At 53.2% G+C, this 23,928-nt stretch carries 28 protein-coding genes; 17 read left to right on the forward strand and 11 right to left on the reverse strand.

What is annotated here, in order from left to right; translation table 11 throughout:
• Positions 1–36: 36 nt before the first annotated feature.
• Positions 37–1,161, reverse strand: a complete 1,125-nt coding sequence (locus EI42_RS26620; RefSeq protein ID WP_111325680.1) for a helix-turn-helix transcriptional regulator — start codon at positions 1,159–1,161, stop codon at positions 37–39.
• Between the two features lie 203 nt (positions 1,162–1,364).
• Here EI42_RS26620 and EI42_RS26625 point away from each other — a divergent pair, with 203 nt between their 5' ends.
• From EI42_RS26625 to EI42_RS26645, 5 genes are all read left to right on the forward strand, one after another.
• Entirely contained in the window at positions 1,365–1,628 is a 264-nt protein-coding gene (locus EI42_RS26625; RefSeq protein ID WP_111325681.1) for a hypothetical protein, read from the forward strand.
• A gap of 1 nt (position 1,629) precedes the next feature.
• Positions 1,630–2,064, forward strand: coding sequence for a hypothetical protein (locus EI42_RS26630; RefSeq protein ID WP_111325682.1), 435 nt, complete (start codon positions 1,630–1,632; stop codon positions 2,062–2,064).
• Entirely contained in the window at positions 2,027–2,251 is a 225-nt protein-coding gene (locus EI42_RS26635; RefSeq protein WP_111325683.1) for a hypothetical protein, read from the forward strand. Before EI42_RS26630 ends, EI42_RS26635 begins: the two co-directional genes overlap by 38 nt.
• A 108-nt stretch (positions 2,252–2,359) precedes the next feature.
• On the forward strand, positions 2,360–3,394 hold the full coding sequence (locus EI42_RS26640) for an ABC transporter substrate-binding protein (RefSeq protein WP_111325684.1): 1,035 nt from the start codon (positions 2,360–2,362) through the stop codon (positions 3,392–3,394).
• Positions 3,395–3,537: 143 nt separating this feature from the next.
• Positions 3,538–4,017, forward strand: coding sequence for an SRPBCC family protein (locus EI42_RS26645; RefSeq protein ID WP_111325685.1), 480 nt, complete (start codon positions 3,538–3,540; stop codon positions 4,015–4,017).
• Positions 4,018–4,125: 108 nt separating this feature from the next.
• Here the strand turns inward: EI42_RS26645 and EI42_RS26650 are convergent, their stop codons facing one another.
• The gene (locus EI42_RS26650; RefSeq protein WP_211326355.1) at positions 4,126–4,599 is read right to left on the reverse strand and encodes an MOSC domain-containing protein; all 474 of its coding nucleotides are present in this window, start codon (positions 4,597–4,599) and stop codon (positions 4,126–4,128) included.
• A gap of 326 nt (positions 4,600–4,925) precedes the next feature.
• Here EI42_RS26650 and EI42_RS32840 point away from each other — a divergent pair, with 326 nt between their 5' ends.
• A complete protein-coding gene (locus EI42_RS32840) occupies positions 4,926–5,063 on the forward strand; it encodes a hypothetical protein (RefSeq protein WP_170142931.1) in 138 nt (45 codons plus the stop codon).
• Positions 5,064–5,208: 145 nt separating this feature from the next.
• On the opposite strand, the gene EI42_RS33495 is transcribed toward EI42_RS32840, so the two are convergent.
• Genes EI42_RS33495 through EI42_RS26660 form a run of 3 tightly spaced genes read right to left on the reverse strand, consistent with a single transcriptional unit; the run spans position 5,209 to position 7,078 of the window.
• The gene (locus EI42_RS33495) at positions 5,209–5,739 is read right to left on the reverse strand and encodes an FAD-dependent monooxygenase (protein ID WP_211326356.1); all 531 of its coding nucleotides are present in this window, start codon (positions 5,737–5,739) and stop codon (positions 5,209–5,211) included.
• Positions 5,717–6,418, reverse strand: a complete 702-nt coding sequence (locus EI42_RS33500) for an FAD-dependent monooxygenase (RefSeq protein ID WP_211326357.1) — start codon at positions 6,416–6,418, stop codon at positions 5,717–5,719. Before EI42_RS33500 ends, EI42_RS33495 begins: the two co-directional genes overlap by 23 nt.
• 12 nt (positions 6,419–6,430) lie before the next feature.
• Entirely contained in the window at positions 6,431–7,078 is a 648-nt protein-coding gene (locus EI42_RS26660) for a TetR/AcrR family transcriptional regulator (protein ID WP_211326358.1), read from the reverse strand.
• A gap of 619 nt (positions 7,079–7,697) precedes the next feature.
• Between EI42_RS26660 and EI42_RS26665 the strand changes: the two genes are divergently transcribed.
• Positions 7,698–7,934 (forward strand): glycine zipper domain-containing protein, encoded by a 237-nt coding sequence (locus tag EI42_RS26665; RefSeq protein ID WP_211326359.1) that lies wholly within the window; start codon positions 7,698–7,700, stop codon positions 7,932–7,934.
• Between the two features lie 234 nt (positions 7,935–8,168).
• Here the strand turns inward: EI42_RS26665 and EI42_RS26670 are convergent, their stop codons facing one another.
• Positions 8,169–8,714 (reverse strand): non-canonical purine NTP pyrophosphatase, encoded by a 546-nt coding sequence (locus EI42_RS26670; RefSeq protein ID WP_111325688.1) that lies wholly within the window; start codon positions 8,712–8,714, stop codon positions 8,169–8,171.
• Between the two features lie 375 nt (positions 8,715–9,089).
• Between EI42_RS26670 and EI42_RS26675 the strand changes: the two genes are divergently transcribed.
• From EI42_RS26675 to EI42_RS26700, 6 genes are all read left to right on the forward strand, one after another.
• Positions 9,090–10,442, forward strand: coding sequence for a GNAT family N-acetyltransferase (locus tag EI42_RS26675; RefSeq protein WP_111325689.1), 1,353 nt, complete (start codon positions 9,090–9,092; stop codon positions 10,440–10,442).
• Between the two features lie 1,129 nt (positions 10,443–11,571).
• Positions 11,572–12,684, forward strand: coding sequence for a hypothetical protein (locus EI42_RS26680; RefSeq protein WP_111325690.1), 1,113 nt, complete (start codon positions 11,572–11,574; stop codon positions 12,682–12,684).
• A gap of 51 nt (positions 12,685–12,735) precedes the next feature.
• A complete protein-coding gene (locus EI42_RS26685) occupies positions 12,736–14,475 on the forward strand; it encodes a thiamine pyrophosphate-binding protein (RefSeq protein ID WP_111325691.1) in 1,740 nt (579 codons plus the stop codon).
• Positions 14,476–14,565: 90 nt separating this feature from the next.
• Positions 14,566–15,564: a 3-oxoacyl-ACP synthase III family protein gene (locus EI42_RS26690; protein ID WP_111325692.1), complete on the forward strand. Its 999-nt coding sequence runs from the start codon at positions 14,566–14,568 to the stop codon at positions 15,562–15,564.
• A gap of 176 nt (positions 15,565–15,740) precedes the next feature.
• Complete coding sequence (locus tag EI42_RS26695; protein WP_170142932.1) at positions 15,741–16,310, forward strand: prephenate dehydratase domain-containing protein; 570 nt, start codon at positions 15,741–15,743, stop codon at positions 16,308–16,310.
• A 485-nt stretch (positions 16,311–16,795) separates the two neighbouring features.
• The gene (locus tag EI42_RS26700; protein WP_111325694.1) at positions 16,796–17,959 is read left to right on the forward strand and encodes an MFS transporter; all 1,164 of its coding nucleotides are present in this window, start codon (positions 16,796–16,798) and stop codon (positions 17,957–17,959) included.
• 191 nt (positions 17,960–18,150) lie between these two features.
• Here the strand turns inward: EI42_RS26700 and EI42_RS32845 are convergent, their stop codons facing one another.
• Together EI42_RS32845 and EI42_RS26705 are read right to left on the reverse strand one after the other, a co-directional pair.
• Entirely contained in the window at positions 18,151–18,315 is a 165-nt protein-coding gene (locus EI42_RS32845; protein ID WP_170142933.1) for a hypothetical protein, read from the reverse strand.
• Between the two features lie 260 nt (positions 18,316–18,575).
• Positions 18,576–19,088, reverse strand: coding sequence for a helix-turn-helix domain-containing protein (locus tag EI42_RS26705; RefSeq protein WP_170142934.1), 513 nt, complete (start codon positions 19,086–19,088; stop codon positions 18,576–18,578).
• 512 nt (positions 19,089–19,600) lie between these two features.
• Between EI42_RS26705 and EI42_RS26710 the strand changes: the two genes are divergently transcribed.
• The gene (locus EI42_RS26710; RefSeq protein ID WP_111325696.1) at positions 19,601–19,933 is read left to right on the forward strand and encodes a hypothetical protein; all 333 of its coding nucleotides are present in this window, start codon (positions 19,601–19,603) and stop codon (positions 19,931–19,933) included.
• 556 nt (positions 19,934–20,489) lie between these two features.
• On the opposite strand, the gene EI42_RS34515 is transcribed toward EI42_RS26710, so the two are convergent.
• From EI42_RS34515 to EI42_RS26720, 3 genes are read right to left on the reverse strand one after another with little or no spacing between them, the layout of a single operon-like run.
• Positions 20,490–20,624, reverse strand: coding sequence for a hypothetical protein (locus EI42_RS34515; RefSeq protein WP_282957337.1), 135 nt, complete (start codon positions 20,622–20,624; stop codon positions 20,490–20,492).
• Between the two features lie 29 nt (positions 20,625–20,653).
• Positions 20,654–20,785, reverse strand: coding sequence for a hypothetical protein (locus EI42_RS34520; RefSeq protein ID WP_281279007.1), 132 nt, complete (start codon positions 20,783–20,785; stop codon positions 20,654–20,656).
• Between the two features lie 55 nt (positions 20,786–20,840).
• The gene (locus EI42_RS26720; protein ID WP_111325698.1) at positions 20,841–21,650 is read right to left on the reverse strand and encodes a hypothetical protein; all 810 of its coding nucleotides are present in this window, start codon (positions 21,648–21,650) and stop codon (positions 20,841–20,843) included.
• A 416-nt stretch (positions 21,651–22,066) separates the two neighbouring features.
• On the opposite strand from EI42_RS26720, the gene EI42_RS26725 reads away from it, so the two are divergent.
• The 3 genes from EI42_RS26725 to EI42_RS33505 all read left to right on the forward strand — a co-directional run bounded on the left by EI42_RS26725 (position 22,067) and on the right by EI42_RS33505 (position 23,709).
• On the forward strand, positions 22,067–22,879 hold the full coding sequence (locus tag EI42_RS26725) for a metallophosphoesterase (RefSeq protein WP_111325699.1): 813 nt from the start codon (positions 22,067–22,069) through the stop codon (positions 22,877–22,879).
• Positions 22,880–22,946: 67 nt separating this feature from the next.
• Positions 22,947–23,363, forward strand: a complete 417-nt coding sequence (locus EI42_RS26730; RefSeq protein ID WP_111325700.1) for a MerR family transcriptional regulator — start codon at positions 22,947–22,949, stop codon at positions 23,361–23,363.
• Positions 23,364–23,526: 163 nt separating this feature from the next.
• Positions 23,527–23,709 carry a hypothetical protein gene (locus EI42_RS33505; RefSeq protein WP_211326360.1) on the forward strand — a complete coding sequence of 61 codons (183 nt, stop codon included), beginning with the start codon at positions 23,527–23,529 and terminating at the stop codon, positions 23,707–23,709.
• The last annotated feature ends 219 nt before the right edge of the window (positions 23,710–23,928 follow it).

Here is a 23,928-nt window from a genome sequence, read left to right on the forward strand (position 1 = left end):
AGAAGCGCTAGCCGATGATGGGAAGCGCTTCTGCCTCTACGGTTGCTTGAACACTCCTGCGGGAAGCGTCAGGTGAAACTGTTCGAGTGCTGCGTCACATTGCAACTTAAGCTTCTTTGCCTCGATGGTTCGGCCATAGGAGGTGAGGGAAAGCGCATGGACGATTTCAGCAATGAAGACAAGGGTGGGCATAGATCGGATGCTTACGGCTTTTTGCAAGGCGGCTTCAAGCGCTCCGGCAGCCAGTTCAGGTTGTTTGTCAAGCAGAGCAGCGCGAGCGGCAAGGGTATCGAGAATAGCCAGGCGGCGGGTATAGCGTGCATCAGTATGCATAGCGATATCCAGCGCGTCATGTAGTTCGGGATCACGGGCATGTGCATGGGCTTGAGCTGCCTGCAAGTGTGCGAACTCCACTGTGGGCTTGATCCAGCCGGTGTCATCTTTGTCGTTTGCTTTTCGTGCAATCGTAAGGCCTTTGTCCAGAGCATTCCAGTAATTTTTCTTTTCCGCGGCGGCAGTTCTTGCTATACATAGATAGACAGAACTGAGTGCAGCCCGGGGCAATGTATCAGGTAGCTTTACCTGACTAATTATTTGGTTCGCTTCTTGAAACTTGTAGTGTTCATAGTAAGCATCTGCCAGACGTATACGACAGGTTGCTTCTAACAAAGGATTATGAAGATCCTTTATTATTGTAAGTGAGAGATCGGAAAATTCGCGTATCGCTTGCCAGTCATATGCCTCGCGTGCGATATCGAGCCCGAGCATGCCATATTGTGCGAGAACCTCCTGTATTTCCTTGTTTTGCTGAAACTCTTGTAGGTGTCCTATCATTAAGCGCACTCCCTCAACTCCCCCCACATTTCCGCCGGAAAAGTAGGCCTCCCGATGCACGTGGAGCGTATGGCGGGCCACTTCTACGTCAATATAGCGAGCAGTCGGCTTATCGTCTGGTGCGAGCCCCAGGAGAACCGGGCTTAATCCAAGAATCGTGATAAGCTGTCTTCGGGTATAAACAGAGTCCAAACCGTAACCCTCCGTTTCCATACGGGCGACATAAGGCCGCGAGACGCCTAACATATGTGCGACTTCTCCTTGAGTATATTTCAATTCAAGTCGCCTTTTCTTAATAATCCTGCCTAATTCCTCATAACGACCCATACAAGCTCCCTTTCATCATAAAACGAGATATCTCGTTTTGCAAGGATGTAATAAGCACCTTGTTAAATTAATAACATTTTACCATATATAACCATCTTATGTATATATTTCTCTTATAATTTGACCATTACAGTGAAACATCTTTTGCTACCTGGACATTTGGTTCGTGGGTTCTGTGTAGCTGATGAGGAGGTTCATAGACCGTGAGTACAGAAATCGAAGTTGAGGCGTTGAGGGCACAATGTTACCGAATCTTCACCTGCATTCGGGAGAACCTCAAGCAGATTGAGCAGTCACAGGCGTTGTTGCGTGAATGTGTGCGTCTGCTCGATGCGCGAATTGGGGAGGAAGCGACGAACCGGATGCTGGCGCGGGCGTGCCTCAAGGTGGGGGTAATCCCGAAGACGCTACGGCAGGAGGACGGGGAGACGCTGGTCTCGTATGTGCCGACAGATGGAGAGGTGTGAGATGCTTCAGTATTTATGGAAGATGCCATTGCACGCTCTGCTTGAGATCGCGAAGGATGCTGTTCAGGGCTTGATCCAGGAGTTTCACGCCCTGATTTCAGCTTATCGACAGGAAGAGAACCCGGAACGGCGCAAGGCGTGGGGCGCAATGGTGCGGGATCGGCTGCGCTGGCTGAAGGAATATCGAGTTCCGAAAGCCCTCTACGCGGCCTATCCCTGGATACAGCCGCGCAGCCCGGAGGTCTGGGTTGAGTTTGAAAAGCATAGCGAGCCGCTTGAGCCGCTGGCGCTCGAGCAGTTGATGAGTATGCTCAAGCAATTTGCCAGACAGCAACAGAAACATCTGTATCTCTCGTTGTGTTGTACCCATACGTCAGTGAGGACAGAGGGAGAGGGCCATGAAACAGCAACCAGAGCAGACGAGCAAGAATCCTGAATACACTATCAAAGCTGGCGACATCATCATATTCGAGGGCAACGAGCTTGAGGAGGCGCGGGAGGCCTATTTACGTGCGGCGCTGGAAGAGAAATACTATGCATACAAAATCCATTTCTTGCACGGTGAGAAGGTGGTGTGTTCGTTTTTGGAGCGGGTAGGATATCGCCCCTCTGATAAGAGATAACCCCCATCGCTACCCTTATTCTGGGGAGTCCCGGAAGTCCGACCGGGACTCTTTTGCGTATAGAGAATATGGGTACTGGCGCAGGATATAGCACGAAAGGAGGGGCATATGCCCGTATTACGTGCTGCACTTGTGACGCCGTTGAGCGGGCCGCTGGCGCTCTATGGAAGGGCCAGTGCAGCCGCCCTGTGTTTGTGGGCGAAGCAAGCCGCGCAGCTTCCGGCAGGTTATACCGGAGTCACACTTGATGTCTATGATAGTGAAGCGGACGCGCTACAGGCGATGCTCAGCAACTATCCCGATGTCGTGTTTGGTCCCTACGGAAGTGGCCCGATGCTGCGGGTTGCTCGCTCCTGCACGCGGCTGATCTGGAATCATGGCGGGGCGAACTCGCGGCTGGCTCAGTTCCCTCATGTCATCAATGTGCTATCGCCTGCCTCCATGTACTTTGCAAGCGGGCTGCGGGCGCTCCATACCATGTACCCGGCGCTCCGAACGGTATCGCTGTTTCATAGCACAACAGGCTTCGGACGCGATGTCGCGGCAGGTGCTCAAGAAGAGGCACAGCGCCTACAGATGAGCGTGCAAAGTGTCGCTTTTCCTTCCGGACAGGCAAGCGCGCGTATTGGGCTGATCCCACCTGCCGAGTGCCTGCTTGTGGTCGGGAATTTCGCCGATGAGCAGGCTATCATTTCTCAGGTGCGTGAGCGAGCGTGGCGCTTTGTGGGATGCGTCGGAGCGGGGGTCGAGGAGGTGTTAACGCCAGAACAGCGTGAAGGGCTGCTCGGGCCTGCGCAATGGGTCGCGAGGACTGCCCTTGAGCCTGATGAGGGGCCCGACGCGAGATGGTTTGTTACGCGGTATCGGCAGGAGGTGGGAAGCGATCCGCCCTATGCAGCCGCCCAGGCGTTTGCCGCGGGTATCGTGTATGCTCGTTGTCTGCGTGAGACCGGCAATCCCGATGAGAAGCTGATTCAAGCTGCTGCTCAGAGGCTGACCTGTCGAACGCTTTTCGGCGCCTTTCGCCTTGAGCAAGGGAAACAGGTTGGTCATCAGATTGTCCTTGTGCAGTGGCAGCAGGGACAGAGGCGCGTCGTCTGGCCTCTGGAGCAGGCGGAACGTCCGCTTTATTCCTTCAGGTGAAGCCTTCCCCCTGAATATGCCTGCTTGTTCTCCCCTTCTGATTGCTTCCCCTGCTTTGCTATGATATACTGCTTTAGTTATAGTGTAATACTTTCCGTCATTGATTGAAAAAGGCGTTCAGGTATGTGAGAGGAGGAGAACGTATGCCAGAGGTATACACTGTCGATTCGGTTATTCAGATCAAGCGTCCAGCCGCAGAGATTTACGACTTTGTCTCGACGCCTGCGAACTGGCCGGGCCTGCATCCTGACACGATCGCTGTTGGAGGTGATACCAACCATCCAGAAACGATTGGCTCTCGCTTTGTCGAGGTGGTTCGGCATCCCGGGCGGCACTCCTCGGGCACTCCTGTGCTCTGGGAGGTCACGAAATCGGAGCGTCCTCATCTCTGGGAAATCAGCCTGTCGGGCGGGTCCGAACTGGTTCAGCAGTGTGTGATTACCTACACTCTCGTACAGCAGGGGGAGGAGACGCGCTTTAGCCGACACATGGTCACGGTGCTCCAACCCGATGCAAAGGCGAAACTGAAACCGGAGCGCCTATCCAGTTTTCAAAAGAGTGATGTGCATGACGAGTATCTTCGGCGCGTTAAGGCGCATCTGGAAGGCGGTGTGACGGCATAGCCTGGCCTCTGGCGCTGGCTTATCAGCATCTCGCTTGTGGAAAGAGACGGGAGAGAGGATTGTGAGTCACTATCTCTCCCTGTCTGATGTGTGCTATAGGTGGTATCGTCAGGCTTCTGGCGCGATCTCATCTCCAATAGTGAGCAGGCCATCAGTGAGAATTTGAGCATGCAGGCCGCCACGATGAATCAGCGATGAGAGTAGCGCTTTCTTCCCTGTGACCTCGACAAGATGCTGACATGGCTCACAGATCTCGACGCCACGCAGCAACACCTCGCCAACGCGAAAGGTCCGCCCTATCAGATGCCCGAGCGGAACACCTTGCGTCACCAGATTGCGCCGGGTCTCGCCGGGCTCAAGCTGGATGTGATGATCCTGCGCCAGTCGCTCCAGGACCTCGGCCTCGATCAGCGAGATCTCGCGTAAAGGGCCGCGAAACCATGAGTAGAAGCCCTCCTCTTTGCAGTAGCGATCCCCTTCCAGCCCTTTACCCGCGACGGCACGGACCGAGCGAAGCGGCTTCATGGGCGCCCCCGCTGTATCGGCAATATGGATTGAGACAAGTGTACCTTTCCACATCATGTGGTCTCCTTCCTGATTCTGTGGGCATCAGAACCCGAAAGGACAGCCCAAAAAGCAAGCGACCGCAGGTTCTTGATACCCACGGTCTTTTCTGTTGCTCTTCGTATCTCTTCTCAGCAAAAATGCACGTAAAAAGGGCAGAGTTCACCCGTGGGCAAAAGAACCACGGGACAGCCTCCCGCCGTTTCAACCGGCATGATCATCCTCCTTGACGTGCATATAATGCTCCTGGAAGGGAGTATACAGCCTTTTCTGCCTGTCCGTCAAGGCGGGCACTGTATGGGAGGAGACGGGAAAAGCAAGATCTGAGAAGCTTCTTTACTGTTTTGGGAAATGGCGCAATCCCTGTTGAGCGTCTTGCAGGGGTGACGATTCCCACGCTTGTGCTGGACGGAAGCGCGAGCCCGGCCTCCATGCGTGACGCGGTGCGGACCGTCGCGAAGGCGTTGCCGCAGCTCACGTGATGGGCAGACACACAGTTTCGGCGGAGGTGCTGGCCCCCGTGTTGGCCGCATTCTTTCGCGACTGAACAGACACATCTAACGAGCTGTTCCATATGCCTGTTGCTGTCAAAAAGACATACATATATATGTACATGCTAATGTAATTCTAATAGTGCTTGAGCTTGATGGCGTTCGCTGCCTGTTGTGTGGCTTGCGACATTTTTCCGACAAGGGAGCGCTGACGAGGCAGGAGCGAGAGCAACCGAAGCATCAAGGTACGCAGTCCGATCTCTATACGCGTGCGTGGGATGCTATCCCCGACACCTTGCGCGCCCAGATTTTGGTTCGCTGTAACATAACCGCGCAGCACGTCTTCATAGCGAGCAAATGCTGTTCGATAATCGCCATGAGCCTCGGCCAGCTCACCCGCCAGGACGTAGGCTCCTACCAGGGCCAAACTGGTTCCCTGACCAGAGGCAGGCGATGCGCAATAACCGGCATCCCCTGCAAGCACTACTCGACCTGTCGACCAGCGATCCATATGTATCTGGCTCAGTGAATCGAAGTAGAAGTCAGGGGCATCCCATACCGCCTCAAGCAGTTGTGGAACAATGCCACCTTCGCCCGCAAACTGCTCGACCAGCAACAAAAGCAGTTGCTGATAGTCCCGATAGTCATAGGTGAGTTGGGGTGACATAAAGTAGAAGAATGCCTTCGCATCCTCCGTATCGTGTGCAGCTATAGCTGCCGACGATCTTTCCGGGCAATGGATAGTAGAGTTCGTGGTGATCGAGCTGAAAGAAGTTCGGCGTACTGAAAATGGAGACATAGGCTCCGAGGTGGCGGATGAACTGCGCTTCGTCTCCAAAAGCAAGCGTTCGTACATTGGAGTGAAGCCCGTCCGCGCCGATCACGAGATCAAACGTTCGTGGTGCCGCGTGTCTGAAGCTGACCTGCACGCCATCTTCATGCTGCTCGATAGCTGTGATGGAGTCGCCAAACAGGTATTCAACATCGTCGCGCGTGTGCTCGTAGAGAATGCGTGAGAGGTCTCCGCGTACGACCTCATCATCTCGTCCCTCGCGATAATTGAGGATATCAGCGGGAATAGAGGCAACGGGTCGCTTTCTGCTGTCAACATAGGTTCCGCCTTTCATCTGCGTGCTGGCCTGTCGAATGGCGGGCAAAAGCCCCATCCATTCGATCACATCGATAGCGACTCCACGAATATCGACTTTGTACCCTCCTTCACGAAGGGTGGGTGCTTGCTCCACAATGGTTGGTTGGAAGCCGTAGCGAGAGAGCCAGTAGGCGAGGGTGGGGCCGGTAATACTTGCCCCTGAGATGAGAATGCGTCGGTTTGCGGGGGTATGCATATTTTTCTGCTCCTATTCTGCTTTATCTGCATGTGGGAATACGCCATCAAGCGCCATTTCTACAACGCAGTCACACAGCTCTTCGAGAGACTTTTGTGTGGTCAATTGTTGCTGTGTGTAGGACTGAATCGCCAGCATGCTTAACGAGAACATATTCATGATAATCAGGTGTGCGTCGAGGTTCGGGCGGATCAATCCAGCTTCCTGCGCCTTCCGAAGAAAAGCTACTGCGGCCTCGCCCCATTCAACCTCCAGGTTTGCCGCGGGAATATTCGGGAACAGGCTTCCAGGTGCTCCAATACGCCAGTTAAGCAATCGAAGGAGATAGGGATGTCGATGTGCGAGATGGAAGTACCAGGACGCACAAATTTCAAGGAAGCGGCGCACTTTTTCGGGATCGCGGTGGGCGACCTCGTCATTGATAAAAGGGGCGATCAGCTCCCCGAGGGAATCATTTTCCTGATTGCGCAGGCGCTCTATGACAGCCCGGTATATTCCTTCTTTGCTCTCAAAGTAGCGAAACAGCAGCGCGATATTATACCCTGCTCGCCTGGCGATCACGTCCATGCGAGCCCCATCAAAGCCATTCTCTGCGAAGGTTTCCGCCGCGGCTTGCAGGATAATCTCCTGTGTGCGGGCCGCGTTCCGTTCTCTTCTCATTCCTTGCGACATCTTCGATCCTTTCTTGTGTAAGTAATAATTTACTTACAAGTATCTTATCAGAAAAGAATATGGATGTCAAGGGATGCTTGAGGAGATCTGAAGTGAGGTACCGGGAATATGGACGCCCTGTGTTATTCCCTTCTTTGCACTTCTCTGCCTGAAGCACGCATTTCAGATCGGAGAAACACAGAGAAATCATGCTCCTCGTTCGCTCCAGATATGTGAGATGTAGAAGAAAAAGCGTAGTATCAGGTAGAGATAACTCTTGAAGAGATAGTAGATTTTTATGTATTCTCAAAGAGATAATGACACTTCTGAGAGACAAGTGAGAGAGAAAATGGGAGAGGAGCGCTGCTTCTAAGGCCATCTTCTGACAAAGGCAGGGACGAGAGCGCTAAAAGAGAGAAGCTTGACGAGAGAGGTTAGTGGAATGGCTGGAAGACGAAAGAGAGGAGCTTGATGACAGAGACCGGAAGCCTGATGAGAGAGGTCGATAGAATAGATAGAAGACGAAAGAGAGGAGCTTGATTTGAGAATGCCTGTAATACTGCGTTTGCTACTGTGAGAGTGATGATAAAAGAGAGGATGAACTGAAGAGAGGAAAGAGAACTGATCTATGAACACGAACCCACCACAGAATGATTATACAAGCAAGGGGACCTGCACTACTACAAAGGCGTCGATGTTTCCGGCATGGATTGGTATTGGTATCGCGTTTGGTGTTGTTTTTGGCTTGCTCTTCCATAACCTGGCTCTGGGTGTTGGTATTGGCCTGTCCCTCGGTATTGCAATCGGCAGCGGTCTGACAGCGGCACAGTCAAAGAAGAAAGAAACAGATGGGCCAGAGCGGTAAGGCTGGCCCTATCCATTGTCGCGCCATAATATTATGCATATCTCGAAGGAGGGCCAGGAGCTTGCTGGCCCTTCTGGTATTTGTTCTGCTGCTCTCCATATGAATGCTGCGGTAAACATTCGAAACCGCTTTACCGTGTTTCGGCACGGTGGGCTCTCGTCAATGAGCCCTGAAGCCCTGTCTTCTTCGGAAGATGAGGGCAAGCCTCCGTCTTCAGCCGGGGGTCATTGACTGTTAATCGACGGTTTCAAGGTAGCGTTGGAGTGCTTCAAGAGCGATTCGGCGCATGCTATAGTGCGTCTTCTCCTCGGGCGACATCTCGGCGAATGTCTTCGTTGAGCCATCGGGCTGAAAAAGCGCATCCCAACCAAAGCCATTGGAGCCGCGCGGTGAAACCACGGTTCCCGAGATAACCCCCTCAAAGAAGTGTAGCGTTCCTGCCTCATCCGCGTACCCGATGAGCGTGCGAGCAGTCGCTTTTGCGTTCTCAAACGTTTCGGTCAGCTTGTAGATCCCCTCGACGCCAACCGTTTTCAAAAACCACTTGACCAGCGGCCCGGGCAGCCCGTTCATGCCCTCAAGGAAGAGCGACGTATCTTCTACAATGAATGAGCCAGGATGATGCTTCTGTGCCTCTCTCAGCTTGGCGGCAATGATGGTATGGGGGTCTATCTCCTGAAGCTCTGGAAGATCCATATCTATGCCCTCTACATGGGGGATCAAGGCGCGTACTTCTGCGAGTTTATGCTTGTTGCCAGTCAGAAAAAATAATGGCTTCATCTCTCTCCTCTCTCTTCTCTGCTTTTATTAGGAAAAAGCAATGATCACGCTGCATTATATGCTCCTGGATGGGGATGTGCCACCGCCGCTTGACAATCCCGATTGCCGCCCGGTACAATAAGAACGTTGAAACATCGTGACAGAACTGAGAAAGGAGAAGTCCCAATGTCCCCTATCCTCTCTCTTGTTCTGTTTTTCATCTCTTCCCATTATCACCATAGACCTGCTTCTCATCTCGCCCAGGGGTGAAGTATGCCCATTGACAGGCATATCCTGTGAAGACCTTCCCTTCGTTGTAACAGACTCATATCCACCTCTACGGCTCTTCTTTGTATTCTTTTACCCTTTTTAGCGTATCCTGCTCAGGAGATGTATATGCACTCTGTTTTGGACCCTGCATTTCGGCGTGATCTGGGCGATGGCCTTGTATTGCGCTGGTCTACTGCCGACGATATCGAGCGTATCGCAACTCTACACAGTCTGGTCCATCGTGACGCGGTCGACGCGCCTCCCAACGAGGAGTACATCCGGCAGATTCGGCGGATGATGTCTGATGATTTTCCTCTGATGGGGCCGCGGGATTTCGGCGTTGTTGAGGATACCAGCAAGGCGGGTAACCCCATTATCGCCACAACCGCTGTCTGGCGGCACACCTGGGCCTACGAAGGGATTCCCTTTCATGTGGGCCGTCCGGAAATGGTCGCCACCGATCCCGCTTACCGCAATCGCGGGCTGATTCGGGCGCTGTTTGAGCTCTTTCACGCACGCAGTGAGGCTCAGGGAGATCTTGTACAGGCCATTACCGGTATTTCCTACTTCTACCGACAGTTTGGCTATGAATATGCGCTTGAGCTGGATGATCGGCGCATGATGCCCATTGCCCTGATTCCCGAAGTCAGGGGAGCTTTGACGCTTCGTGAGGCCACCGTTGATGATATTCCTCTATTGGAGGAGCTCTATCGGCGGCGTCAGGCCAGTGGGATTCTCTCTGAGCTGCCAACGCGAGCCATGTGGCTCTATGATATTGAGACCTGGAAACGACATCCCGAGTTGCGGCATTTTCTGGCCTGCTACATGCTTGTAAACGCGGCTGGCGAGACGGTCGGCGCCCTTATCACCGATGCATACCGCCGGGGAAAAGCGCTCTATGTCTGGCTGCTGGAGCTGATTGAGGGGACGAATATGCAGGCTATCCTGCCCTCACTCTTGCAGGCGCTGCGGGCGTATGGCGCTGGTATTGAGCCGGCCTTGCCCGATGGCGAGCCGTTTCTGGAGATCTGCTTTGCGCTTGGAACCACACACCCGGTGTTTGAGTTCGCAGACATTACGCTCCGTCAGCCTGTGGAGGCACCCTATGCCTGGTATCTGCGGGTGAAGGATCTGCCCGGATTTCTGCTTCATATCGCTCCGGCACTTGAACAGCGGCTGGCAGCGTCGTCCCTTGCGGGCTACAGCGGCGATATCAAGGTGAATTTCTATCGCGGTGGGCTTCGTATGCACCTTGAACGCGGGCGCCTGAAGGTGGTAGAGGACTGGCGCAAGCCCGTGTATGGAGAGAGTGAAGATGCCTCTTTTCCGCCTCTGCTCTTCCTTCAAGTGCTCTTCGGATATCGGAGCGTTGACTTCTTACGCCAGGTTTTCCCTGATGTGTGGGCCAGCGTCGAAGCCGCGCCATTGCTCAAGGTGCTCTTCCCCACGCGCCCCTCGTTCATGTTATGCTGGAACTAATGGTGTATCCAGAAAAAGCAGGGCCGGTTGATAACAGCATATTCGCCGGCCTGCCACTCATCCATTGCCCTTTCTGGCTACCGACCGTTTTCTATGCAACAGCGCAGAAAGTGGAATACGAGAAGGTTGGGCTGCTTGTATTGCCATCGTACAGAAGCTCGTACTGGCTATGGGGCAGATAGTATCAAGCAGCCAGCAATGAGGAGGGAGTAGTCTCTTTTCCTGAGCGTCGTACGCGGCTTCTCACGAGGCTGTCAGAGTTTGAGGCAAGAGCAAGTGAGTTGAGGGAACGATGGACGGCGGCTCCTCGTCTGAAATGCTGGTTGATGTACGTCTTTATACAGGCCCTTGCCTCTCCCTTTTCCCCACATCGCATATCCCTGCTCTTCGGGAAAACGAGTCGCTCTGCTAGAGGTGTTGTGCTATAGAAGAATCTATTCCAGAGCTGAGCAGTGTGGATATATATGCGAAGCAAGATAAACCCATCCATAGTAATGGAGAAAAAATAGCTATAAAGACTCAATTCTATTGAGATTACTGGACAAACAAGAGGTAAAATGATATAAAAAAGCTGTAGTAACAATTTGGCGGGCCAGTATATACCGGTCATGCATATTACTGATACTTTTGCGGTGGAGAGCTGCGAATAAATGCGTAAAACAGCTCTCTTTTCTCTATTCTCACATCAAGCTGTGTTTGCCTCCTGATCTGGAAATGGAGTAAGGATATTCCTTGTCTGGAAATGGCGCTCTACAGGCGCTAACACAGGAGCAAGCTGACGACAAAAATGGATGCAAGGATGCGTAGAACATGGTTGAGAGACGAACCGGTTTCCCTGGGGAACAATGCTTTTACCCCCTTCTCCTTTCACAATGTCAGCCGTGATTGCCTGATTCTCTCTGTCCTGCTGAGAGGCGCAAAAAGAGGCACCCACCATTCCGTCTCTCTCAGACAGGCAATAGTAGAAACACTTCAATACCGATACTTCAGGGGATATCACTGCTTCTTTACTCGACGTTTGCCAGGCGTCGCCTTGCTTTATAGGGAAGCATGATATTATCGGTCGAGCTTAGAAAGCGGTATGGCATCGCATGTGCCAACGCAAAAATCACGTAATGGATGGTATAGAATGCAAGATCCAACGACTCATCAGACTGACGTACAACAAGTGCCCGAGCCGGAGGCGCTTGAGCCGGGGCAAGATCGAAGCGCCTTTCAGTCTTTTTTTCGCTGGTGGTATGCTTTAACAGCTATTTCTGAGACTGAAGATGTGCCAGATCTTTTGGAACGCGAAATTATTCGGAAATCCCGTCTCCTCAGTGTGATCGTCTTTTTTCTGCTGGTTATCTTCGTTCTGTTTATTCCGGGATGTCTTGCACTTCCGAACCGCTATGTGCTGGTCGCGGACCTGGGCATGATGGTGATCTGTGTGCTGGCGCTTTTCCTGAATCGCGCTCACAAGCCGATGGTTGCGGGTGTGCTGCTGGTACTCTCCTTTGAGGCTGCCCTGATGATGGTCGTTCTGACAACGCAGCCGCTGGACGAGCCAAGCATCCAGCAATATGAGCTCTTTGTCTTTGGCGAATTGCTGGCGGTCTCGCTGCTGAGCGCTCGAAGCGTCTTTTTCGTCGCCCTGTTCAATTCTGTCTTCATCTGTCTAAGTCTGCTCTATCAGCCGCAAACGCCAACTCTGGCGGCTGACCTGCACACCCAGTTCTGGCCGATGTTGCTTCGTCCGGTTGGGGTGCAGTTGCTGGTCGCTGGTGTCACCTATCTATGGGTGTCGAGTGCCAGTAACTATCTCTCTCGGGCGTATCGCGCCGAAAAAATCGCCACGGCTGCTCAGCAAACGGCGGAGAAACAGCGAGAGATTGCTGAGCAGGATCGCCTGCGTCTGCAAACGGACATCGAGCGCGTGGTCCACAATCATGCGACCGCGATGAACCGGCGTCTGATTACCAAGATTCCGCTGCAAGAGTATGAACCGGTTCTCTGGCCGCTCATTAACGTCTTTAACTCGCTTCAGAACCGCTTGCAGCATACGCAGCAGGTGGAGCAATCCTTGAAGCAGTTGAATCAGGCGATCTCACAGTGCGCGGAATTGATCTCTTCGGGGAAATACTCCCCGCTGCAACCGCTACAGACAAAAACGAACCTGGACTTGCTCCTGACCGCATTACGCGAGCATTTCAAGGGAGCACAGCGCCAGGACGAGAGTAGTCATCCTCCCTTTTATCGATAAAGTGGGGTGGCTTGCTCCCTATTTTGTATCACGGGAAAGGAAACGTATGCTATGTCGACATATTCAGCTATAGAAGTCCTGCTTCGTGCTCTGGAAGAGGAAGGAGTAACCCATCTCTTCGGGGTGCCCGGCGGCCCGCTGGTCCCGCTGTATGAGACGCTGGCCCGGCGTAAGAAGATCCGCCCGGTGCTTGCCAAACATGAAGAGGGGGCGGCCTTTATGGCTGAAGGATATGCACGCGTGCGCCGAGGACTGGGCGTGTGCTGTGGCACCAGTGGCCCCGGCGCAACCAATGCCCTCACTGGTGTGGCAAGTGCCTATAGCGACTCGATTCCGGTGCTCTTTTTAAGCGCCCAGGTTTCCACCACGACCTTTGGCAAAGGCGCGTTACAGGATAGCAGCGGCGGCAACTGGAATCTCGATATTGTGGATATTTTCCGTTCGGCTACCAAACTCTCAACGATGCTTTCCAACGCCCAGCACATGCCGCATGTGATCCGACGCGCGATCCGTACAGCCCTCACCGGGCGTCAAGGTGCGGTGCACCTGAATCTGCCCGCTGATCTGGTCAAGCAGCCGGTGACGATTGAGCAGATTGACACCGCGCATCATCGCACCCATACCACTGCGGTTGGCGATCCCGAGGCCATCGCCCGCATCAGCCAGATCTTGCAGTCTGCTCGTACGCCTGCGTTCTTTGTCGGGCATGGTGTCAATCTGTCAGGTGCCTGGGAGCCGCTGCGCCAGATTGCCGAGCTGCTCCAGATCCCGGTAGCGACGACGATCAAAGGCAAGAGCGCCTTCCCGGAGGATCACCCGCTCTCACTGGGCGTCTTTGGCCTGGGCGGCAGCGAGTATTCCGACGCCTATATGCTTTCTGAGGAGGTCGATGTGCTGGTGATTGTGGGAACCAGCCTCGGCGAGTTCCAGACGCATGGATGGGATGCACGGCTTGCCCGTAACCGCACCGTGATTCAGATTGACCTCGATCCGCTGGAAATCGGCAAGAACTACCCGGTTGATGAGAGCGTGGTGGGCGACGCCCGCGCTGTGCTTCAGAAGCTCTACGAGCACTTGCGCTCGGCCGGTGTAGAGGCCCGCCACTCGAATGCCCTGCTGTATCGCATCAAGCAGGAGTACCCGCGCTACTACAACTCTGAGGAATTGCAGGGAGACGCTGCATTGCTCAAGCCGCAAGCGGTCGTGTCCCGTATGAGCGAGCTGTTGCCATCTGACACCTTGCTCTTCGTGGATAATGGCAACTGCCTGAGTTGGATCGGTCAATACTATGTGGCACGCCAGCCGGGAACGATGTTCATGGCGCTCAATGTGGCCTCGATGGGCTACGCGATGGCGGCTCCTATCGGGGGCAAGATTGCCGCGCCTGATCGTCCGGTCGTGGCGCTGGTGGGTGACGGTGCCTTCGCCATGAACGGCCTGGAGATGCATACGGCGGTCGATTACGGGGTACCGGTGGTCTGGGTGGTGCTCAACAATGGCGGTCATGGCATGGTCTACAACGGCGAAAAGATGCTCTGTGGTGAATCCTTCGCGACCGTCTTCCATCACCAGATGGACATTGCGACCATCGCGCGTGGGCTTGGCCTTCGTTCCTACAAGGCTACGACGCTCGATGAGCTCTCCGAGAGCCTACAGGATGCATTAGAGGCTCAGGTACCCTGCCTCATCGATGCGATGGTTGATATCAATGAGGTGCCCTACGCCCTCCAGCGGCGTGTCAACACCTTGCAGGCTTTCTTCGGCAAAAGCGAATTGCAACCGGCCCATTAAGCGCTGAACAACAACACGAGCAGCCGGGAACCCACCTTCCCTGCTGCTCCTTGCTGAAAAAAACCTTTTCTAGAATGAGGAAACGATAGCATGACAGTTGGTATTCTTGGTACTGGCTATAGTGTTCCCCCGCATATCCGGACAAATGATGATCCCCTTTTTGATCAGGTGAAACGGGTTGTCAATTCAAAAGGGATCGCCGAAAAAGATCTGTTCACCGGCTTACGCGAACGTCGCTATCTCAAAGATGGCGAGCAGCTTGAGTCACTGATGCTCGATGCGGCTCAGAAGGCGCTGTCACAGGCGCGGGTCAGCCCGGCAGAGATTGACCGTATTTACGGGTACGCCTCTGTCTCTCCCTATCTGACGCCGAACGCCCTGTATGCCATTCACCGAGATCTGGGGCTGCCTCAGCACACGCTGGTCGTTCCGATCAATAGCGAGTTCAGTAACTTCTTGCTCAGCTTGATTCAGGCGTGGGAGGCTATTCTTGCGGGCCATTGCCGTTACGCGCTGATTGTCTGTGGTACGAACTGGACCCGCTATATGGACTACACCCAGGGACATGCGCTCAGCGTGGGTGATGGTGCGGGTGCGGTCGTGCTTGGGCCGAGCACTTCTTTTACCCTGGTGGATTATGCCACACAAACTCTGAGTGAACAGTACGGGGCAATGGTCATGCAGACGCGCCCGCTTCTGTTGAATGGTCGCCGCTACCTCCCCGTTGATGAGCAGAATGTCCCTCTACCAACCTATGAAATTCTGCTGGAAAGCGGTATTCACTCCTTTCAGACGGCTGGCATGGAGGGGCCTCCATTCCTGATTCAGCAACTCCTGCAAAAACACGGCCTGACCGGTGAGAACGTCGCTCTGCTGACCCACCAGGCCTCGCGGCTGATGCTCGATTACTGGGCCCAGCGCATTCGTCCGAAAGAGTATCTGGAAACGCTGGAACGCTTCGGCAATATGACGATGGCAACCTATCCTGTCAATCTGGCTTACTTCTTCCATCAAATTACCGCCGAGTATGTGGTGCTTGCCGCCGTTGGTGTCGGTTTTCATCAAACAACCGTTCTGTTGAAACGGTAAAAACTACCCAATTCCCATCATCTAAAAGGCGTATCCCTGAAGTCAACCTTTCTCTCGATAGTGCATATTACAACGATCAGGAGAATAGTAAGAGACCATTGGAGAGCATGCTAAGAAGATTACTCTTTCCTGAAGAGAGGAGTAAAAAGAGCAAAAATGAACAGAAGAAGAGTTCTGTGGCCCGCTTACGCGTGGCCTTCCAGGGTGTGGATGGAGCATATAGCGCTGAGGCGGCCCGCTCATGCTTTGCGGGAACAGAGATAGAGCTATGCCCGTATCCACGGTTTACTGATGTGTGTGATGCGGTAGCGCGTGGGGAGACGGTGTACGGAATTCTGCCTGTTGCTAATTCGCAGACAGGCCCGATCGCCGAAATGGAACAGCTCCTGCAACGCTATCCGCTCACTGTTGTCAGGTCGATTGATTTTCCTGTGCGCCATTGCCTGCTCTGCTTACCGGGACAACAGCTTCATGATCTGGTCATGGTCGTCTCGCATCCGCAGGCACTGGAACAATGCAGCGTGTATCTGGAATCGCTCGGGGTGCAGGTTGTGCCAATGGAAAACACGGCAGAAAGCGCAAAGATGATTGCAACCAAGCAATTAAGAGGCTTTGCAGCCATCGCCAGCGCACGCGCCGCAGAGATCTATCGCCTTCAGATTCTGGCAACTGATATCCAGAATACGCCGGACAATACTACGCGTTTTAGCATTCTTCAAAAGAATCCGCTGGCTATTCCTGGATGACATGGTCCGGTCGGCAGGGACAGAGTGACCCTCTCTCGAGGGCCTGACTCTGCCTCTGTGGCCTGGTGAACAAAGTGCTGCTTGACAGGGGTGGCATTTCTCTGATAGAGTTCGTTCCAAAAGCGAGAAAGGAAAAGCAGACGATGAATGCTTCGGGCACACTTCCCTGTGCAGCCAGATTCCCCGCATAAGCGATCACGCCGGGCTTATGCGGGAAAAAGAGCGGGCGTTTCACTGTTGATAGAGATTCTCTACACATTTCTCTCCCTTTTTCCCCTTTTCTGACTCTGCATAGAGAACATAGAATGGCATGTAATGTGCCTGTGGCTCTGTTGCTTCATATCCTCTCGGCGTGCGTCGCTGGGCATCTCGCGTTTTTGGGATGGTCCTGCGAACTCCCATAGACACGCGAATGTCCCCACTCCACTCATTTTCCCTTGATATTCCTGCCAATCCCTTTCCAATGAATAGAAGGATACTATCACATGCTTTCAAGGTCTGGAGTTGGACGACGTTTCTTGCTGGCCCGTATCGCGGTCAGTGTGATGTTCTTTTTGAACGGATTTCTGGGTGCGACTTTTTCCGTGCGGCTTCCAGCTATTCAAACGAAGCTCTCTCTGCAACCAGGGCTGCTCGGACTTGCGTTACTGGGCTGTACGGTTGGCGGATTGCTTGCGATGAACGTTGCCGGGCGTCTATCTGGTCGCGTCGGTAGTGCATTCATTACTGTGCTTGCGACGCTGATTATGGGATGTTCCCTGCCTCTGATCGCCTATGCGCCCATGTTGCCCTTGCTTGTGCTTGCGCTGTTCCTCTTCGGGATTGGCAATGGCGCGATGGATGTAACGATGAACATGCAGGGTGCGGCTGTCGAGCGCGCCTACGAGTGGCCCATTATGAACTCGTTCCATGCCTGTTTTAGCGTGGGAAGCCTTGTCGGTGCTACCTTTGGGAGCTTGCTGGCTGCCATGCGGCTAAGCCCTGAACTGCATTTCTGCATGATCGCGATCTGTGCTCTACTCAATCTGGCATGGTGTTCGCGCTTCCTGGTGCCTGAGAAGCCGACGCAACAGGAACGGCCTGCTCGCAAGGGCTTCTCGCTGCGCGGCTCACGTACGATCATCCTCCTGGGGACAATCGCGTTCTGCTCTTTGCTCAGCATTGGTGCAATCTATGATTGGAGTGCGGTCTATCTCTCCGGAACGCTGCACGCGGACGCCGGTCTTGCGGCTTCGGGCTTTACCATTTTCCTGGTTTGTCAGACGCTCGGGCGCAGCGTTGGCGATAAGCTGGCGACTCGATTTGGCGCTCCTGTGCTGGTGCGTATCTCCTGTGCGCTTGCTGCAATCGGGCTGCTGATGGCGCTGTTGTTCCCCTGGGTGCCTGTGGCGCTGGTGGGATTGGGTCTGGTAGGCATAGGCCTTTCTGTGCCGTTCCCGCTTGTAGTCAGTGCTGTCGGGCGGCTTGCGGGCGCGAATACCGGGGCTCTGCTGTCGGCCATTTCCACATGGGGGTACTTCGGGATGATTGCGGGCCCGCCTGTCATCGGCTTCCTTGCGGATTGGGCCGGGTTGCGTGTTGCGCTGGTGCTGGTCGTGTGCCTGTACACGCTGGCCGCGCTCTGTGCTTCTGGGACCGAAAAGCGCTGACGTTTTGTGGGAGGGCCTGCTTTCGGGTGGGCTCTTCCTGCGTGTTCAGTGATTGTACAGGAGAAGGACAGGGTTTGTTCTGGTTTCTTCCGCGATATCCGGGCATACTGAAAATGATGGCTGCTGCTGAACAGAAGAGAGTGTACGAATCTGGTAGAGAGAACAGCAGCAGCTCTCAAATTGGTCTACAGTCAAAATGAGCAAAATGGATTAAGAATCAGAGTGAGCCATTGAAATTCGCCACGAAAGAGCGTCTCAGGTAGCGGTGGCAGATCTATGTGGGAATACAGGGAATAGGTGCCCTTATAGGGGCGAACTTCTCCCAGGTCAAAGGAGATCCAGCCATTTTTCAGCATGTCGTTTTCTTCTTTCTCTTCAGAAACTCTTTACCCTCGAATTGGATCCCGGCCTGCTGAAACTGGCAATGTGCAGCGTGCTTCGGCTTGCTGATGCGCTTTGATGGTTTTGAGAAGCATGGAGAAGGAGGCGGGGCCTGTCGAAGCACGTGGAGAGCGGCATGAGAACAGCAGCGCTGCAACAGGCTGTGCAACAGAGGGTTCGAGCCGTCAGCGTGCGCGACAGGCCTGACGGGGTTATCTATGAAAAAGCATATACGCTACTTTTGCTTCTTCTTGCGTTGCTTGCGTGGTTTCTTGTGTCCGAATGATTCCAGAAAAGCATACAGTCTCTGGAAAAAGGGTGATAGGTCGTAGTAATTGGCGAGTTGCTGCTGATCGGGGCCATACTGTGGGGTGACATGTAAGAATCCTTTCTGGCTCATGCGAGCAATATAGCGGCGAACTTGTCGGTTGCTTTTTCCCAGGTGCATGGCAAGCGTGGAAACCGACGGCTGTATCTGTTCCTCTTCAAGATAGGAGTAGAGCGTGAGCAGAAGCGCAAACTCTGTCGGCGTCAGGAAGGATTCCTCACTCAGCCGATTTCCCTCCCGGTCGTACAGTGGTTTTCCAGGCACATACCGATACCAGCGTTGTGCCAGAATCGGAACCGAGGTGAAGCCTTCCAGAAGAAAGCCCGTCTCATATAACTCCTCGAATTTGCGTTTAAAGTCTTCAATTTCGTTCCCTGCACGAATCTGACATTGAAAGCCATCTTCAGGAGAAACTACCACGTTGCTACCTCCACATCTTCCGCCTTGAACGGAGAGTCTATTTCTATCGGGCCCAAACGGAACGCGACACTTCCGCCTGAACCGCCAAAAATGGAAGAAAAGATCTTTGAAGCTCCAGCGAGCGCAACACAAGCGGGCTGGATGCTGTTGTGTTGCGTTTTGAGCTTTCTTGATCCAGACAGAGTTTCTGTATACTGATATTGTATTCAATTACACAGCTTTTGTACAATCCTTTGAACAGGAGAATCACCATTTTTCCCTATTTCTTCCCTGACTGTATTGAAATATATCTCTGTACCGCTCGCTCTTTTAGCGAGTAACGGAGGTATAGAGGAGGGAAGGCTTCTCTTGAGTCAGGACGCGCGGTAGAGAAGGCAGGCGCGACGAGAATAGATGCCCGAAAGCGGCCCCTGTGGTAATATCAGAATATGCAACCTGAAAAGGAAGCATTGTAAGCGGGCTATTTCCCTCGCTTGCTTGTATTTGTGAACAGCGGGGAGCGACAAAGCACTATGAAAGGTTTTGTTATGACGGAGCGAGAGCAGGAGATTATCCGTTCATTGCTCGCTCCACTGGGTATCACCGAGTACGACGTTGTGGTCTACGCTAATTCTGGCTATGATCTCCCAGAAAGTAGCTATAGTGGCGAGATCAGCTCTTTTGAGGGGTTTATTGTCACGGCTGAGAAGATCTACTCTTTCTGGCTTGATTGGGTGGATGGACATTACACTCTCGGTCAGGAAGAGGAACTCTGGGAAGAGGTGGAACTTGAGACGATTCTACCTGAGGTGACGCGGACTTATATTCAGCAGGTGCAGCAGCGACTCAGGCGCAGCCTGCCATAGGAGCGCCTGCCAGGAAAGAAAAAAGCCGCTCAAGGAGCGATTGAGCGGCTTCACAGAAGGAGTAATAGTAGTGCTACATGTTTGACACTCCCCTCCGATTTCCGGGGGATTCTTCCTTTATCCATGTGGCGAACTCGTTTGCCGGTCTCATGACAACGAGCAGCGGCCACCAGTCAGGAAGCGTTTTGACACTCCCCGGGAGCTGAAGCCCGGGGACGCTTCTTGTATCCGGCATGCCTTGTAAGCCGTCGCATAGACGGACCCATAGCGGCACGCGTTCAGAAGCGTTTGACGAGGCTTCCTCGTCGGGTACCGTCTCTCTCTGACGGTACCGTCTCGCTCAATCATCCCGGCCTGCAAGGACGGGGTTCTTTCTGACCCTTCTTTCTACAGAAAGGACCATATGCTTATTATAGCAGACTGAATTGTTTTTGTGTATTAAAAAGATATTAAGAAAACTGCCCGTTGCAAAACTCAGGATAGGTGAAAGCGGTAGTACTGTTTCCTGAAGCACACAATCCCTGACTGTCTTGCCCGAGCGGTCGCATATATCGGGTCAATCATCTCGGGCAACTTCAAGGATTGCACGAAACAAGAGGAGGCTGTTGCGCTTATGCAGCATGTCTTCCGGTGTTTCATCAAGTTGATAGAGGTCTCGACGCCAGATAACATGAGATCTATTGGGAGACATCAAGCTTTCATCTGGCTCCCTGGGCCTGTTTACACCACCCCTATGCAGAAGAGGATGTATGGCGTCCGGCGCTTCCCGGTCCAGAGCAACATTGGCGCTCGCTCGAACTGGCGAACGGCCAGCGCCTTTTTCTCTGCGATCCTTTTCCACTGATCTGGCAAAAGGTGTGGAACTTTTTGCTCGCCCGATGCATTTCATGCAATAATGCATGTGGCGCTATATGCCGCCATAATCGATCCAGGTGAGAAAGTAGATCCCCCAGTTCAGCAGCAGGTTATACAGGATATGCACGCCGATTGCGATTGGCAAGCCGTAGTGAAACATAACCAGGAAGAGGAACATGCCCCCAAACCACGCCCAGAGCCACCCGATCCAACCCTGATAGGCATGCCCCTGACGGAATTTCCCGTTCGCACTCAGGATTGCAGCACCAATTACCCAGGACGAGCCGAAGAGGATGTCATGCAGCTTGTGGAGCGTGACGAAATCCGCTGCCGGGCCAAAAACATGGAGGAACAGCCACTGAAAGAGCCCGAAGCCGGCAAAGCCAAAGAAGAGAACGTTTGCCACCGTGAGCCCGACGATATAGCTATAGAAGAGCACCCAGCGGAAACAGACCTCTTCCAGAAAGCCATAGATTGTGTAGAAGATGAATGATTTGTGGAAGAATCCCCCTTCATAAGCCCAGTGGAAAAAGAAGTTCAGGCGCTCCTCTTCTGTCATCCTGAAGAGCAGTTCGTACAGCGTTACCACGAGGCCGCCCACGATAAAGGGCCAGATGTCGCCGGGAAGCGCTGTCAGGTCTCCGTGTGTGGTCCAGAAAGCGAACAGATCAAAGGGAATCACGTTCGGCCAGAGCCACTTGACCAGAAGGATCAGCGGAATGGCAATCAACAATGAACTACAGCCACAGGGGATGGTCCAGCTTTTGGTGACCTCGTGTGGTTGACCAAATCTATCGTAGACGACCTCAACATTTCGATAGGGAAGGAGCAATAATGGAGGCCTCTGGTTGCCCGGGAACATAGCATTTCTCCCTCTGGTTCTCTCGTACGAGCTATTCCATCTGCATAGCGACACATAGGATCACATTTGTACGATGCTACCTCACAGGAAACCTCTTCTTCCAGAAGTATACCAGTTCTTTTGTTGCGATGGTATGAACTTGTTCACACTATTCTCTTCTGCATGAAAAAGGGGAGAAAAACGTCTATTGGTAAGAGAAAGAAGGAGATGTATCGATGAAAATGGGGTAGAAGCTCATCTATTTCCTCACAGAGAGCAAGAAAGCAGGCATCCTGAAAAGGTGAAAAAAGCATATATATCCAATACTATTGAAATTGAAGTGGTGTGAGAGAATTGACTGTGTCTGAAAGACATTTTATACTAGTATGAAAAACTATGGGTAATTCAATAAAAAGAGAAGATTGAGGTATTATATCATGCTACATTCAGGGAGAAAAGAGGATGTTGTGCTGTCGCTCGAATTATTCCGTCATCTGGCCAAACGGGAGCAGCTTGAAGCACTTGAAACCTATACAGAAGCGCTTGAGCAGGTGCTGATGCTCGCCAGAGGTAGTCTGATTGACTTGCAGGATCTGCCAACGATTGTGATCCCGGATCTGCATGCGCGGCGGGAACTGCTGCTTGCTATCCTCGAAACCCGGCTTGAAACGGGGCCCCTGGCTGGACAGCAGGTATCCGAGCTATTACAGCAGGGGCGTATCAATGTGGTCTGTGTGGGCGATATCATGCATTCCGAAGAGCGCGCGTACTGGGTCATCAACGATGATGGCGAATGGAGCGAGGAGCTGCTTGATAAGGAAATGGTGCGCTCTCTGGGGACGGCGCTGATGGTCATGTACCTCAAGATCCACTATCCCGATCACTTTTACTGCTTGCGCGGCAACCATGATGACATTGCGGGGGAACTGACCGGTGATTTCCGAAAATTTGTCGGTTTGAGGTATCGAAATAGCGAACTGGTGTTTGTCGATGGACGCCCTGTCGTGACCGGCAAGAAAGGGGAGTCGCAGCTTATCCGAGATTGGGTGCTTGCTCGTGAGGGATGGGGAGAACCATTTCTGGAAAAGTGGGCGCGTTTTGAACACGAACTGCCTCTCTTTGCCCGTGCTTCCTACTTTGTTGTCAGCCATACCTTCGAGGAGCGGCACTTTGATCCCGAACTGGATGTATACATCAAAAGTCCAACAGAAATGCTGTTCTCTCATAAAACGCCGGAAAGCGCCTTCTAGAAGTGGGAACATTTGTGGTGGAAGTTCCTCTTGACCTGGAGTGCACTCTAGCAAGTATACTGTAAGCATGCAAAAAGAACTCAGCATTCAAGAAGTTGCGGAACGAACTGGCTTGAGTATCCATGCTTTGCGCTATTATGAGCGCCTGGGTTTGCTCGATCCTGTCCATCGTTTGCCGAATGGGCATCGGCGCTTCACAGAAGACGACCTGGCGTGGATCGCGTTCCTTCAGTGTTTGCGCAGAACAAACATGTCTATTCGGCAGATGCAGGCTTTCGCGAATCTGCGGCGCCAGGGTGATGCCGCGCTTCAGGAGCGCCTGGAATTCCTTGAGGAGCATGAGCGAAACGTTCAAGCAAGTATCGATGAATTAGAACAAAGCCTGGTTGTTATCAGGCGCAAGATTCGGCGTCATCGGGTGCAGTTGGCCGGTGGAGAGCTTGAAGCCGATCCGGTACAGCAGCAGGTACCCTTATCCCGCTAGAGGGGCTGTGTTATCGACTCTCTCGCCCTTCGTTATCTCTTCCGTATCGTGTTGGTGAAGCGACCCTGTGGAGGTACAGGGCCGCTTTTTCGTGTCTTTGGCCTGAGTATCCTTAACTGGCTCGGGTGCTTGAGAGCATTTGGAGGCTCTCCGCTACCGCCCGATGAATCACCGTCCGAAAGCGCCCCCAATGCTTCCAGCTTTCCTTGAGCGTGCTGGAGTGCGTATCAGGCAAGCATTCCAGTTGCTGAGCGATATGCCCGATTTCGCCAATAGGTACTTCTTGATAGGAGGCAAGCTGCTCTTGCGGATCTATACCCTGTGGAGTTCCCTCGCGTCCGTCTAGCAGAAAGGCAAAAGTATTGACACTCCCCAGGCCAGAAGGGCGGGGATTCTTCCTTCATCCAGCCTGCTTGCGCGGCGTCGCAGTGCGACGATGCGTAGCGGCAGGCTGTCCAGAAGCGTTCGACGAGACACCCTCGTCGGTTCCCGTCTGCCCGACGGTACCCTGTAGTGCTTTGTGCAAGATATTTAAGGCGGCGTTGTGATCGCGGTCGAGGAGCAG

The organism is Thermosporothrix hazakensis (genome assembly GCF_003253565.1).
GTDB classification, from domain to species: domain Bacteria; phylum Chloroflexota; class Ktedonobacteria; order Ktedonobacterales; family Ktedonobacteraceae; genus Thermosporothrix; species Thermosporothrix hazakensis.